A 13840-nucleotide genomic window follows, 5' to 3' on the forward strand; every position below is an offset into this window, starting at 1 on the left:
GTGCGGCGGCCGAGGCCGGAAAGTTGAGCAAACCGGAACGCCTACCGCCTCCGAGTCCTCGCAAGCACGGCCATCACCTGGGACAGCACTTTTTCCTGATTGAACATGATGTCTTCATAGCCGAAGTGCAGGCTCGGATACCCCTGCTCAAGCGCCGCGTTGTCCCTCCTGCGGTCGCGGGTCCGCTCCTTCCGGCTGGAGTGGAAGGCATCTCCGTCAACCTCCACAATGAGAATTCCCTCGAGCAAAAAGTCGACTCTGCCCACGCCCCTGATAGGAACCTGTGTCTGTAAACGGATACCGGCGTCCCTGAACAACAGTCGGGCCACAACCTCAATGGGCGACTCGGCGCAACCTGTCACCCTATCGAGCGCGGCCCGGGCCTTCCCGTTGCGGGGTCCTTCCAGCCGCTCGAGCAGGAAGCTGCGGACCGTGTCTCCCCGGCGCAACGCGCTCTCGACGATAACCGCGGCCTGGTCTCCCGGAAGACAATGAAGCGCGTGGACCAGCACATCGACTAGGCCAACCAGTGGGAGGTATGGGTGTGCAGGAACGCTCCTGGACCGGTGGTTGACCACATCTTTCGAGCGTGCATGAAGGCAATTCAGGTGGAGTAAGGGCGAGGGTGTATGGAGCCATAAACCATAGTGACTTGCCGCGGATACGCAGGTCAGAAAGCCGTCGTTCCGGATGGCGGTCAGAAAATCGTGGCGTGCATCAGGCAATGCGAGCGCCCCCAGGCCGCAGTCGTAATAGCTCGCCGCGACGGACGTGGGCTGCGATCTGCCGTTTGTGACGCCCGTGTCAAGGAGCATTCCGGTGCGGGCGACGCCGCCCCAGTTTCTCATTAGTCCAAGTGTGTCCATTGGACCAGCTCAGCCGGGAATGAGCCCGTCGGGCTCAGGAAATGCCGCTATGTGCATAACTCGCGTGCCGGATTGCTCAGCTTTCCATGGTGCTGCGGCTGGTTACCGCCCCCGTTGCAGGGGTCGCCCCGTCACACGACCTGAATACTGAGCAAACCGGCACAGCGGTACGCCGGAATCAGACGTCGCGGCTGACAACCGCCTGGGCAAAGCTCGCGAGCGCCCGCTTGACCATGCTCTCCGGCAGCGGATCCAGCGCGGCGACGGCGTCTTCCGCCCACTGCTGCGCCACCGTCCAGGCCTGCTGGGTGACGGGGTGTTCCCGGAGCGCTGAGACCGCCTCGGCAAGTGCCTCGTCCGAGGTGAGGTCCCCGTCCACCAGGGTGAGCACACGCTGCGCGGAATCATCGCCGGCAGCAGCCGCCTGCCGCAGCAGCAGCACGGGGAGCGTCGGCACACCTTCCCGCAGGTCGGTGCCCGGGGACTTGCCGGACTTGACCTTGAGGCCGGTGACATCGATGACGTCGTCCGCGAGCTGGAAGGCTACGCCGACCTTCTCCCCGTAGGAGACCATGACGTCAACAGCCGACGCCGGTGCATCAGCAAAAATCGCTCCGAGCTGGCCGGACGCGGCAACCAGGGAGCCCGTCTTGTCCGCGATGACCGACAGGTAGTGCTCCACCGGATCCTCGCCGTCCCGCGGGCCCACCGTCTCGTGCAGCTGTCCCAGGCAGAGCCGCTCGAACGTGCGTGCCTGGATGCCCAGCGCACGGGACCCGAGCTCCGACACCAGGATCGACGCCCGCGCAAAAATCAGGTCACCGGTCAGGATGGCCACGGAGTTGCCCCACACCTCGTGGGCCGTCGGCGCACCGCGGCGGTAGGGCGCGGAGTCCATGACGTCGTCGTGATAGAGGGTGGCCAGGTGGGTCAGTTCGACGACGACGGCGGCAACCACCACCTCCGGCTTCGTTGCGTCCCCGAGGTGGGAGGCGAGGATGGTCAGCAACGGACGGATCCGCTTGCCGCCGGCCTCCACCAGGTGGCGTGAGGTTGCATCGGCCAGGGGGTCCGAACTGGAGATCGCCTCGCGCAGCTGCTTCTCCACCTTCGCCAGGCATGTGGACACTGCCGGGCCGAGTTCCGGGTCCTCGGCGATCAGCGCAAAACCCGCGGGCAGGCGCAGCCCGGTAGCGATCACGCCGGTGCTCGGGTCCAGCTCCTCGATGAGCGGGCGCGGATGGCCAGCACTGGTCCAGCTGGTTGGGGGGGAATCCGTCATGGTGCTAAGCCTATCGGGCGAGGGACCCGATGCGAGCGCAGCGAGTATTGGGAGCCCGACAGGCGCTATCGGGCGAGGGACCCGATGCGAGCGCAGCGAGTATTGGGGGGAAACAGCCGGAACTTTTGTGTAGCTCTGGCGGGTTCCGGGCCGCTCAGCCCACCAGAGGTGCGCAAAAGTTCCCCGGGGGTTACCGGGTCCGGGCCGCGGACTGGTTGTCCGTGGCCGGGACCAGGCTCTCGAGCACGTGGATCAGCCGGTCCTCGAACCCCTTCCCATGGGCGTCTGTCAGGTTGGCCAGCATCCGCACCACAAACCGCATGAGGACCGGGATCGGCATGCCGGTCCGCAACGCAAGGCGCAGGATGGCCGGTTTGCCGATCAGCCCCGCAAAGATCCGCCCGAGCGTGAAGTGGCTCCCCCACTGGTCCCGGATGTACGGCGCGTAGCCGGAGAGCACATTGTCCCGCGCGAGTCCGGGCACGACCGCCAGGGACCGCTCGATGAACTCGGCCGCATACCGCGCCGACTCCATGGCATAGGAAATCCCCTCGCCGTTGAACGGCGACACCATCCCGCCGGCATCGCCGAGCAGCAGCATGCCCGGGGAGTAGTGCGGGGTCCGGTTGAATCCCATGGGCAGCGCAGCCCCGCGGATCTCCCCCACCTGGTTCTCCGCAGTGAACCCCCAGTCCGCGGGCATCCCGGCGGTCCAGTCGCGCAGCACCTGCTTGTAGTCGAGCTTCCCGAACGACGCCGAGGAGTTCAGAATCCCCAGCCCAACGTTCGAGGTACCGTCGCCCACACCGAACACCCAGCCGTACCCGGGCAGCGGCTTGCCGGAAGCATCCGGCAGCTCGAGCCAGCCTTCCATCCACGGATCCTCATGCCGGGGGCTGGTGAAGTACGTGCGCACGGCAACGCCGAGCGGCCGGTCGTCGCGCTTGGCCATGCCGAGGCTGACGGCGGTCCGCGTCGAGTTGCCGTCGGCTGCCAGTACGACGTCGGCGCTCAGCGTTTTCTTCTCACCGGTCCGGCGCCCGTCGGGGCCAAGGACGTTGACGACGACGCCGGTCACCCGCCCGGATGCGTCCCGCACCGCTTCGGTCACCGCGTGGCCTTCGAGGATCTGCGCTCCAGCGGACCGCGCGTGCGAAGCGAGCTGCTCGTCGAAGCCAAGCCGGGTGCGGACCAGGCCGTAGGACGGGAAGTCGGAGAGTTCCGGCCAGGGCAGTTCAACTTTCCTGCCGCCGGCAAGAAGGCGAAGCCCCACGTTTCGCCGCCACCCGAGCTCCTCGCCGTGGGGCAGGCCCAGCAACTGGATCTCCCGGACGGCGCGCGGCGTGAAGCCGTCTCCGCACACCTTCTCGCGGGGGAAGAACGTCTTCTCGACGACAGTTGTCTCAATGCCTGCGGCGGCCAGGTAGTAGGCGGCCGTGGATCCGGCCGGGCCGGCGCCGATGATGAGGACTGACACCTAGTTTGCGGCCCTGCTGCTGCGGCGGCGCTGGCGCGTCTGGGAGCCCGCGGCAGTGCTGGTGATGGCACCTTCCGGCTTGGTGGCGCGGTGCACGGCAACAATCCCGCCGTTCAGGTTCCGGTACCGGACCGACTCCCAGCCGCTCTGCGTGATCCACGCGGCGAGTTCATCCTGGTTGGGCCAGGCACGGATGGACTCGGCGAGGTAGACGTACGCCTCGGGGTTGGAGCTGACCTTGGTGGCGATCGCGGGGAGCGCGCGCATCAGGTACTCGGTGTAGAGGTTCCGCCAGAGGGCGACGGTGGGCTGGGAGAACTCCGCGATGACCAGCCGGCCGCCCGGCTTGGTGACCCGGAGCATCTCCTCGAGAGCCCGGGTGGGGCGGTCCACGTTCCGCAGTCCGAAGGAAATGGTGCACGCGTCGAAGGAGTTGTCGGCGAACGGCAGGTTGGTGGCGTCACCGGCGATGAAGTCGATGTCCGGGCGGCGGCGCTTGCCTACGCGCAGCATCCCGAGAGAGAAATCACACGCCACGACGTTCACACCCGCGTCCGCGAAGGGCTCGCTTGAGGTGCCGGTTCCGGCGGCCAGGTCAAGTACCCGCTGACCCTGCTTCGCGTCGACCGCATCCACCACGATGCGCCGCCACCGGTGGGTCTGCCCCAGCGACAGGACGTCATTGACGACGTCGTATTTTGGCGCCACACCGTCAAACATTGCGGCTACTTCGTCGGGACGCTTATCCAGCGATGCTCGATTCACTCCGTCATTGTCTCAAACATTGAACCTCACCCCCAATCCGGTGGAACGGGCGGAACAGGGAGGAGAGTGCGCGGGAGTACGCTAGTGGATCATGAGCAATCCGTCCCCAGTTGCAGTGGCGACGCCGCTGCAGCAGGCGCCGGCGCTTCGGAGCATCACCTTCGAGCGGGGCGACCTCCAGCTGGACACCGGCCTTCTTGACTATGTAGTACGTAGTGACGTGCACACCTGGATCCGCCGCGGCGGCGGCATGGTGGGCTTCGGGGAGGCCGCCCGCTTCACCACCGCCGGCCCCGACCGGTTCTCCCAGGCCCAGGCATGGTGGCGGGAAATTGTTGCGGCGGCCGACGTCGTCGACCCCGTCTCCCAGCCCGGCACAGGGCTGGCGTCGTTCGGTTCCTTTGCCTTTTCGAAGACGTCCCGGCATCTGTCCCGCCTGATCGTGCCGCGGATCATCGTCGGGTGTGTCGAGGGCAGGAGCTGGCTGACCTATATCACGGACGACGGCGGCGCCGAGTTGAGTGCCTCCGCCGCCGAGGCGGAACTCGCCTCCTACCTCGACGGGGTCGAGCCGGAGCGCAAGCCCTGTCCGGCGGACCGGCTGGCGCCGGGCATCCTCACCGAGGAACAGTGGATGACGGCGGTCAGCCGCGGCGTCGCGCACATCCGGGCGGGTGAGCTGACCAAGCTGGTGCTGGCCCGGGACGTGGTCGCCGAGCTCGGCTCGCCCATTTCGACGGCGCAGGTGCTCCGAGAGCTCGCCGTCCGGTACTCGGACTGCTGGACGTACTCGGTGGACGGACTGATCGGGTCCACTCCGGAGATGCTCATCAAGGTCGAGAACCAGACGGCCCGTGCCCGGGTGCTCGCCGGAACCCTTGACCGGTCCACAGCTCCTGCGGGCGAGGCCGGTTACGCCGAGCGGGTCCTGGCCGGTTCCGAGAAACAGCAGCACGAGCATGAAATCGCGATCGACTCCCTGACGCACCAGCTGGAGCCGTTCACCCGCACCATGACCTCGCACAGCGAGCCCTTTGTCCTCGAACTTCCCAACGTGTGGCACCTGGCCTCCGATGTCAGTGCCGAACTGGCGGTCGACGACGACGGGAATGTGCCGTCGTCGCTTGCCCTGGTGGAGGCACTGCATCCCACGGCGGCAGTGTGCGGTACGCCCACCACGGTGGCCGGTGAACTGATCCGTGAACTGGAGCATCTCGAGCGGGGGCCCTACGCCGGCCCGGTGGGCTGGATGGACGCGAAGGGGAACGGCGAGTGGGGCATCGCCCTGCGTGGAGCAGTGGTGGAGACGCCCACGCGGGTGCGCATGTACGCGGGCTGCGGGATCGTCGAGGCCTCGCAACCCGTCGCGGAACTGGCCGAGACCTGGAGCAAGTTCCGGCCCATGATCGAAGCCCTTGGACTGCGCACGCCCTTCCGGCCGTGATTTCTTCTCACCCGGCGCTTGGTTACCAATAGGCAATACCTGTAGCCTGTGATGCACATCTCTATTACAGCTAGAATCGTCGATGACGTTTCTTTACACCCCGTCCCGAGCTGAGGTACTGCATGTTTTCGAAGATTTCCCGGTCGTTTGCCGTTATGGCCATCGGCACCCTTGCACTGACCGCCTGCGGCGGCGGCTCCGAGCCAGAGGAGGGCGGCGAGGCAGCCGGAGGCTCCGAGCTGAACCTCGTGTCGCCCGGCACGCTGACCGTGTGCTCCGACATCCCCTACGAGCCGTTCGAGTATGAAGAAAACGGCGAGTACGTCGGATTTGACATGGACCTGATGAAGGAGATCGCTACCGGTCTCGACCTGGAGTTCTCCGTACAGGATGTCGGCTTCGACGGCCTGCAGTCCGGGGCAGTCCTGGCCGCCGGTCAGTGTGACGTCGGCGCCAGCGCCATGACCATCACGCCTGAGCGCGAGGAAAACCTGACCTTCTCCGAGCCCTACTACGATTCCCTGCAGTCGCTGCTGGTTCCGGCGGACTCGGACATCGCCTCCCTGGAGGACCTCGCCGGTGAATCCCTCGGTGTCCAGCAGGGCACCACGGGTGAGCAGTACGCCCGTGACAACGTTCCCGAAGACACCGAAGTAGTGGCTTTCCCGAGCGATGCTGAGCTCTACCCCGCCCTGCAGGCAGGCAACGTCGCGGCAATCCTCCAGGACCTGCCCGTCAACCTCAACCACACGCAGGAGGGCGACTTCACCATCGCCGCCGAGTTCGAGACAGATGAGCAGTACGGTTTCGCGTTCCCCAAGGAGGGCAGCGAGGCACTGGTCGAGGCCGTGAACACCCAGCTCGCCGAAATGCGCGAGAGCGGCCGGTACGACGAAATCTATAACACCTACTTCGAGGAGAAGTAACCTCCCCACGGATCTGCGGCAGTTCCAGGTGCTGGAACTGCCGCAGCCGTGTTCACCTCCTGAAAGACAGGCAAATAACACGTGAAACCCACCACCCGTAAGCGGCTCTTCCGGGGTGCCCTGTACGCCATTTTCATCATCGCCGTCGTCGTCGTTGCTGTGCTGGCTGACTGGGAAGCAATCCAATCCAACTTCTTCGATCTCGACGTCGCCGCAGAGGCGTTTCCCGGGATCATCACCACCGCGGCGAAGAACACCGTGGTCTACACCGCCATCGCCTTTGTGGGCGGCATGATCGGCGGCCTCATTCTGGCCCTGATGAAGCTCTCTCCCGTCGGACCCTACCGCTGGCTGGCCACCGCCTACATTGAACTGTTCCGCGGCCTGCCCGCACTGCTGGTGATTTTCGGATTCGCCTTCGCGGTTCCAATCGCCTTCCAGTGGCGTCCGCCGGGCGGCAGCGCGGGCGCCGGCCTGATCGCGCTCATCGTGGTCGCCGCCGCCTACATCGCCGAGACCATCCGTGCCGGCATCGAGGCCGTTCCCAAGGGCCAGGTGGAAGCGGCCCGTTCGCTGGGCATGCGGCCGTCCTGGACCCTGGTGTCCGTAGTCCTTCCCCAGGCCTTCCGGATCATCACGCCGCCGCTGACCAATGAGCTGGTCATCCTCATCAAGGACACCTCGCTGCTGTTCATCGCCGGTATGGCGCTGGGAGACCGGGAACTGACCACCTTCGCCCGCGACTCTGTCTCGTCCCAGGCAAACGCGACGCCGCTGGTGCTCGCGGCGCTGATGTACCTGGTGATCACCCTCCCGCTGACCCAGCTGGTTGCCAAACTGGAACGCCATAACAAGAGAGGCCGATAAGCCATGGCCGCAACACCACGGACCGACGTACCCGCGATCGAGGTACGCGATCTGCACAAGTCCTTCGGGGACAACGAGGTGCTCAAGGGCATTGACTTCCATGTTGACCAGGGCGAGGTGGTCTGCGTGATCGGGCCTTCCGGTTCGGGCAAGTCCACGCTGCTGCGCTGCGTCAACCGGCTTGAGGAGCCCACCTCCGGGACCATCATCGTCGAGGGCGTCGACATCACCGACGAGGACACCGACCTGGACAAGGTCCGGACCCGCATCGGCATGGTGTTCCAGCAGTTCAACCTGTTTCCGCACCTGAACGTGCTGCGCAACCTGACGCTGGCGCAGATCCGCGCGAAAAAACGGGGCCGCGCCGAGGCGGAGGAGATCGCCCGGCGCAACCTTGCCAAGGTGGGGTTGGCGGAGAAGGCCGATGCCTTCCCGTCGCAGCTCTCGGGCGGCCAGCAGCAGCGCGTGGCCATTGCGCGGGCGCTGTCCATGGACCCGGACATGATGCTCTTCGACGAGCCCACCAGCGCACTGGACCCCGAGCTGGTCGGCGACGTGCTGGACGTCATGAAGCAGCTCGCCCGCGACGGCATGACCATGATGGTGGTCACCCACGAGATGGGCTTTGCCCGCGAGGTCGGCGACCGCGTGGTGTTCATGGACGGCGGCGTGGTGGTTGAGCAGGGCAAGCCGGAGGACGTCCTCGGAAACCCGCAGCACGAGCGGACCCAGGGCTTCCTCTCAAAGGTGCTCTGACCCGGAGCAGGACCCATTCCACATCCGGTTGGTGCGTGCAACAATGTACGCACCAACCAGCCTGGTCTCCCCTACCCCAGGAATCCCATGTCCGAGCCCGTTACCGCCGGACGTCCGCGCCTGAGGGCGCGGTTCGCCGCCGTCGTCGTTGTTTGTCTTTCCCTGCTTACCGGGCTGCTCACCGCGCCGCCGGCCACCGCCGCGCTCCCGGTCAGCGACCCCAACAACGTCCAGGTGCTGGTGACCAAGTCCCGGCCCCTGAACCCGCTGCGGTATGTCCCACCGGACCTCGTGGCCTACCCCGGCACCAGCTACCTGCTGCGGCGCGAGGTTTCAGGGCAGCTGCAGAACCTGTTCGCGGCCGCCCGGAATGCCGGTGCGCCGCTTGCCGTGGTGAGCGCCTACCGCTCCTATGACGAGCAGGCGTCGCTCTACAACTACTACGTGTCGCTCTACGGCCAGGCTGTCGCAGACACCATTTCCGCCCGCCCCGGGCACAGCGAGCACCAGACCGGGCTGGCGGTCGACGTCGGGAATGTGGACGGCTCCTGCGGGCTCGGCGCCTGCTTCGCCACCACGCCGGGCGGCCGCTGGGTGGCGGCCAACGCCTACCGGTACGGGTTCATCATCCGCTACCCGGACGGATACCAGTCCACCACCGGGTACACCTTCGAGCCGTGGCACCTGCGCTATGTCGGCCGGTCCGTGGCCACCGAGATGCGGACCCGCGGCATCCCCACCATGGAGCACTACTACAACGGCTCCAACCCGTCCATCAAGGACTCCGCGGACCTTGTGGCCGCCGATTCCACCGGCACGCTGTGGACCTACCCGCCGAACTACCTGAACGGGTTCCGCCCGCGCGCCCGCCTCGGCGCCGGATGGTCCAGCCTCAAGGCCGGCTTCACCACGGACTGGAACGCGGACGGCATCCAGGACATCCTCGCCCAGTGGAATGACGGACGGCTGACCCTGTACCGCGGCCTCGTCGGTGGAGGATTCCAGGCGCCCGTCGGCATCGGTCACGGCTGGGGTTCCTTCGAGATCTCCGTCGGAACGTGGGTGCGCGGAAGCCGCTTCCCGTCAGTGGTGGCGAAGGACGGAAGCGGCGGACTCTGGCACTACGCCAACCCCGCCGGTCTGGGATTGTCCACCGCCGCCCGGCTCGGGCACGGCTGGCAGGACCTGCGCATCACCCTCGCTGACTGGGACCGTGACGGCAACTCGGACCTCATGGCCGCCAGGCCCACCGGCGCACTGGTGCTGTACCGCACCAACGGAGCCGGTGCCTTTGTCAACGAGACCCGTCGCGTCATCGGCAACGGCTGGCAGTCGATGGACAGCCTCAAGGCCATCTCCGGCTTCCAGGGACCGGGCTCGTACGGGCTGCGGGCGCGCACGTCCACCGGGCAGCTGAGGTATTACCCGATGCCCGGCAACCGGTGGGGAACCGCGGCCTCGATCGGGCAGGGCTGGCAGACCTACCGGCTGTTCCACTGACCCGGCTCCAGGAAGCTGACCTGGCTGGGGGAGACTGACCGCCTTGGGGACACTGACCCACCTTACTGAGTACTCAGTGCCCGACGGCGGCCAGCACCGCCTGCTTCACACGCGCGTGGAAGCCGCGAAGCCCGGCGCGGTCGGTCCTGACCTCCAGGACCAAGCGGCCCGTGACCGGCTCCGCCAGTGCCGCATCCAGCTCGGCAGCGGTGCTGATGAGACGGTGCCGGACGCCGTAACCGGCAGCCAGCGCCGCCAGATCAGCCGAGTGCGGCGTACCGAAGAGGCGTTCGACGGCGGTGCCGTAGCGTTCCACCGTGGCCGGCTGGCCGTGCTCGAGCAGCCCGAAGATGCCGCCGCCGGCGTCGTTGAGGACAACCACCTGCAGGTCCGGCTCTTCCTCGCCGGGGCCCAGGAGGAGGCCGCCGGCGTCGTGCAGGAAGGTCAGGTCGCCGACCAGCAGCCGGGTGGGAATACCGGCGGCGAGCGCAATGCCGCCGGCCGTCGAGATGGAGCCGTCGATCCCGGCGAGCCCCCGGTTCGCGTACACCTCGAGCGGGTGCCAGTCTCCGGAGGCCATAAGGTCCACGTCCCGGATGGGGTTCGAGGACCCGAGCATGAGGTTGTCCGCCGTGTTCTCCCACACCGCGTCCGCCACGTGAAGACCGGTCAGGGCAGGTTCCTCGTCCAGCAGCAACTGCAGTGCGGCCTCGGCGCGGGCACCGGCCTCACGCCATTGCCGCAGCCAGCCGTCCGGTCCGCGCCCGGCGAAGGCCAGAAGCTCATCGAGCGTGCCGATCAGCCGCTCCGGGCGCCTGCCCTCCTCAAACCACGCCGGCTGTTCCGGGACGTACAGTGCCCTCTCGACATCCGTTCGGGCCAGCAGGGCGGCGACCGGACGTGACAATGTGGGCCGGCCGAAAACCACCACGCGCTCAATCCGTGGCCCGAACCCCTCGAGCAGCAACCGGTACGCGCCGATCACCGAGGAGCCGAACCGCGCGTTCGACGACGGCTCGGCCAGCAGCGGCAGGCTAAGATGCTGCGCGAACACCGCCGCCAGCTCCCCCGCACCGTCCCCGGCGACCACCACGGTACGCGCGGCTGCCCCGGAAGGGGGTGCCGCCGTCGTCGTACCCCGGTCTGGACCTGCGGAATCACCGCCTGTCATCCCGGATGCGGCGTGCACCCCAGCCTCGGACGTGACCTCGGCGTCGGTGTCGGTGGAAGGCATGGAGGGGACCAGCGGGTCGCGGAACGCCAGGTTCACCTGCACCGGACCGGCCGGCCCGTTGACGCCGCGCGACTCGGCAAGTGCACGCGCCAGGTAAGGCGATGGGTCGGTGCCCGCCGGGACGTCGACGGCGGCACGCACGTGCACCCCGAACAGGCCCGCCTGCCGGGTGGTCTGGTTGGCGCCGGTGCCGCGGAGCTCGTCCGGGCGGTCGGCGGAGAGCACCACGAGCGGCACAGCGGCGTGGTTGGCCTCCATCACCGCGGGGAGCAGTTCTCCGACGGCGGTGCCGGAGGTGGTGACGACGGCGGCGGGACGCTGGGAGCCCAGGGCCAACCCCAGCGCGGTGAACCCGGCCACCCGCTCGTCAACGCGGACGTGAATGCGGAGCTCGCCGCGTTCGGCTGCCTCGGCGAGCGCATACGCCAGCGGTGCGCTCCGGGAACCGGGAGCAAGAACGACGTCGGTGATTCCGGCTGTAGCGAGGGCGGCGGTCACGCGGCGGGCTGAGTCAGAGGAGTCCACCCCTCCATCCTCACACTGTTGTGTTGCACGTCCGTGATTTCACCCATGGTTCACCTTCTGGTCCTCATGCGGAAAGGTGGCGCTGACAGCCTCGGAATCGACCGTTCACCATCGGAAGGCTCCCTCCCATGACTCTCGAATCCCCCCGCCGTTTCCTGCCCATGCTCAACCATGTGAAGGGCAAGCGAAGCGCGGTTACCTGCGCGCTGAAGTGTGACAACGCGTGTGCCAAGGACGTCTGCAACCCGTCGAACAACAGCTACATGCGGGACATTGTTTCCGCGGAGTACTCCCGCCGCAACATCCTCGGCGTCGGCGCCGTCGGCGCCCTGACCCTGTTGCTCGGCGCCAATGCCGTAAACCAGGCACCCGGTGCCCAGGCCCAGGGACTCTCCCCCGCCGCCAGGGCCGGCGGACGCCTGCAGTTCTCCGCCATTGCTCCCGTGTCGGCGTCGGTCGATGAGTTCACAGTCCCGAAGACCTACTCCTGGGAGCCGGTCATCCGCTGGGGAGATCCCCTGTTCAGGGACACCCCGGATTTCGACATCAACAACCAGACCCCCGAGTCACAGGCCGGCCAGTTCGGGTACAACAACGACTACCTGGACATCCTTCCGCTGGATGAGAAGAACACCCGGGCAGTGCTCGTTGCCAACAATGAATACACCAATGAGAGCATCATGTTCCCGCCGAGCATGGATCCGGCCACCGTCCGCGCCATCGCAAAGAACGCCCATGGGATGAGCGTCGTGGAACTCGAACGCAAGGCCGAAGGGTTCCCCTGGAAGTACGTGCGCGGCGCCAAACTGAACCGCCGCATCACCATGTCCACGCCGTTCACGCTGTCCGGGCCGGTAGCCGGTTCCGACCTCGTCAAGACGGCAGCGGATTCCGAGGGACGCACCGTTCTCGGTACGTTGAACAACTGCGCCGGCGGCACCACCCCCTGGGGCACCATCCTCTCCGGCGAGGAAAACTTCAACGGCTACTTCAAGGTGACCGCGCCCACGGCCGCACAGCGCCGTTACGGACTCACCAATTCCAACCCCGGCCGGGGCTGGCACCTCGACGAGCAGCGCTTCGACGCGTCCACCGAAGAGTACAGGAACGAGCCGAACCGTTTCGGCTACATCGTCGAGCTCGACCCGATGGATCCCACCTCCACCCCGGTCAAGCACACCGCCATGGGCCGGTTCAAGCACGAGGGCGCCAACGTCCGGGTGAACGCCGATGGCCGGGTAGTGGCCTACATGGGCGACGACGAGCGCTTCGACTACCTGTACAAGTTCGTGTCGCGTGACAAGTACATCGAGGGCAACCGGGCACACAACAAGACCCTGATGGCCAACGGTGACCTCTTCGTGGCGCGTTTCCGCGGCAACTCGGAGTCCGAGATCGACGGTTCCGGCGCAGTCCCCACCGACGGCGCATTCGACGGAAGCGGCGAGTGGATCCCGCTGACCCGAAACGGCCGGAGCGCGGTTCCGGGCATGAGCACCGAGGAAGTCCTTGTCCACACCCGGCTCGCAGCGGACGCAGTCAGCCCCACCAAAATGGACCGTCCCGAGGACGTGGAGCCCAACCCTGTCACCGGCAGGATCTACGTGGCCTGCACCAACAACTCCAACCGCGGCGTCGGCTCCAACACTCCGGCGGACGAGGCCAACCCGCGCACGCAGAACCGCGACGGCCACATCATCGAGATCACCGAAACCAACAACGACGCCACTGCGGCAACGTTCAACTGGAACCTCCTGATGGTCTGCGGTGATCCTGCGCAGGGTGACGTCACCTACTTCAGCGGTTACCCGGTGGATCAGGTCTCCCCGATCTCCTGCCCGGATAACGTGGCGTTCGATTCAGCGGGCAACCTCTGGATCTCCACCGACGGCGCGCCCTCGGGCATCGGCTACAACGACGGCCTGTTCAAGGTCCAGCTTGAGGGAGCGGACCGCGGCAAGGTGGAGCAGTTCCTGTCCGTCCCGCGCGACGCCGAAACCTGCGGCCCCGTCATCCACGACCAGGAAGGCATGGTCTTTGTTGCTGTGCAGCACCCGGGCGAGGACGGCATCTGGGGCAACAACACCTCGCTGTTCCCCTACGACGGAACCCCGGCACCCCGCCCGTCGGTGGTCCAGGTGTTCCGCGGCAAGAACGGTAACGGCCTGCGGAAGTAACCCCTTCCGCAGATGCGGCCG

The 13840-nt window shown here is 66.8% G+C and carries 11 protein-coding genes; 6 read left to right on the forward strand and 5 right to left on the reverse strand.

Translation table 11 applies throughout. From position 1 onward, the window contains the following. Positions 1 to 41 precede the first annotated feature (41 nt). The 4 genes from BLS52_RS02025 to BLS52_RS02040 form a co-directional block, all read right to left on the reverse strand. Positions 42 to 848, reverse strand: coding sequence for an endonuclease domain-containing protein (locus BLS52_RS02025; protein WP_175460059.1), 807 nt, complete (start codon positions 846 to 848; stop codon positions 42 to 44). Positions 849 to 1044: 196 nt separating this feature from the next. Then, positions 1045 to 2148, reverse strand: a complete 1104-nt coding sequence (locus BLS52_RS02030; protein WP_090584293.1) for a polyprenyl synthetase family protein — start codon at positions 2146 to 2148, stop codon at positions 1045 to 1047. A gap of 190 nt (positions 2149 to 2338) precedes the next feature. Next, a complete protein-coding gene (locus BLS52_RS02035) occupies positions 2339 to 3625 on the reverse strand; it encodes a geranylgeranyl reductase family protein (RefSeq protein ID WP_090584294.1) in 1287 nt (428 codons plus the stop codon). Continuing rightward, complete coding sequence (locus BLS52_RS02040; RefSeq protein WP_026545378.1) at positions 3626 to 4390, reverse strand: demethylmenaquinone methyltransferase; 765 nt, start codon at positions 4388 to 4390, stop codon at positions 3626 to 3628. A gap of 91 nt (positions 4391 to 4481) precedes the next feature. Here BLS52_RS02040 and BLS52_RS02045 point away from each other — a divergent pair, with 91 nt between their 5' ends. The 5 genes from BLS52_RS02045 to BLS52_RS02065 all read left to right on the forward strand — a co-directional run bounded on the left by BLS52_RS02045 (position 4482) and on the right by BLS52_RS02065 (position 9883). Beyond that, positions 4482 to 5834 (forward strand): isochorismate synthase, encoded by a 1353-nt coding sequence (locus tag BLS52_RS02045; protein ID WP_090584295.1) that lies wholly within the window; start codon positions 4482 to 4484, stop codon positions 5832 to 5834. A 122-nt stretch (positions 5835 to 5956) separates the two neighbouring features. Beyond that, positions 5957 to 6760: a transporter substrate-binding domain-containing protein gene (locus BLS52_RS02050; RefSeq protein ID WP_090584296.1), complete on the forward strand. Its 804-nt coding sequence runs from the start codon at positions 5957 to 5959 to the stop codon at positions 6758 to 6760. A gap of 81 nt (positions 6761 to 6841) precedes the next feature. Then, positions 6842 to 7627 carry an amino acid ABC transporter permease gene (locus BLS52_RS02055; RefSeq protein ID WP_026545376.1) on the forward strand — a complete coding sequence of 262 codons (786 nt, stop codon included), beginning with the start codon at positions 6842 to 6844 and terminating at the stop codon, positions 7625 to 7627. A gap of 3 nt (positions 7628 to 7630) precedes the next feature. Next, entirely contained in the window at positions 7631 to 8383 is a 753-nt protein-coding gene (locus BLS52_RS02060) for an amino acid ABC transporter ATP-binding protein (RefSeq protein WP_026545375.1), read from the forward strand. A gap of 87 nt (positions 8384 to 8470) precedes the next feature. Beyond that, the gene (locus BLS52_RS02065) at positions 8471 to 9883 is read left to right on the forward strand and encodes a D-alanyl-D-alanine carboxypeptidase family protein (RefSeq protein WP_245702650.1); all 1413 of its coding nucleotides are present in this window, start codon (positions 8471 to 8473) and stop codon (positions 9881 to 9883) included. 73 nt (positions 9884 to 9956) lie between these two features. On the opposite strand, the gene menD is transcribed toward BLS52_RS02065, so the two are convergent. Next, entirely contained in the window at positions 9957 to 11642 is a 1686-nt protein-coding gene (menD, locus tag BLS52_RS02070; RefSeq protein ID WP_090584297.1) for a 2-succinyl-5-enolpyruvyl-6-hydroxy-3-cyclohexene-1-carboxylic-acid synthase, read from the reverse strand. 128 nt (positions 11643 to 11770) lie between these two features. Between menD and BLS52_RS02075 the strand changes: the two genes are divergently transcribed. Further along, positions 11771 to 13819 carry a PhoX family protein gene (locus BLS52_RS02075; protein ID WP_090584298.1) on the forward strand — a complete coding sequence of 683 codons (2049 nt, stop codon included), beginning with the start codon at positions 11771 to 11773 and terminating at the stop codon, positions 13817 to 13819. Positions 13820 to 13840 lie beyond the last annotated feature (21 nt).

The organism is Arthrobacter subterraneus (assembly GCF_900099735.1).
GTDB classification, from domain to species: domain Bacteria; phylum Actinomycetota; class Actinomycetes; order Actinomycetales; family Micrococcaceae; genus Arthrobacter_D; species Arthrobacter_D subterraneus.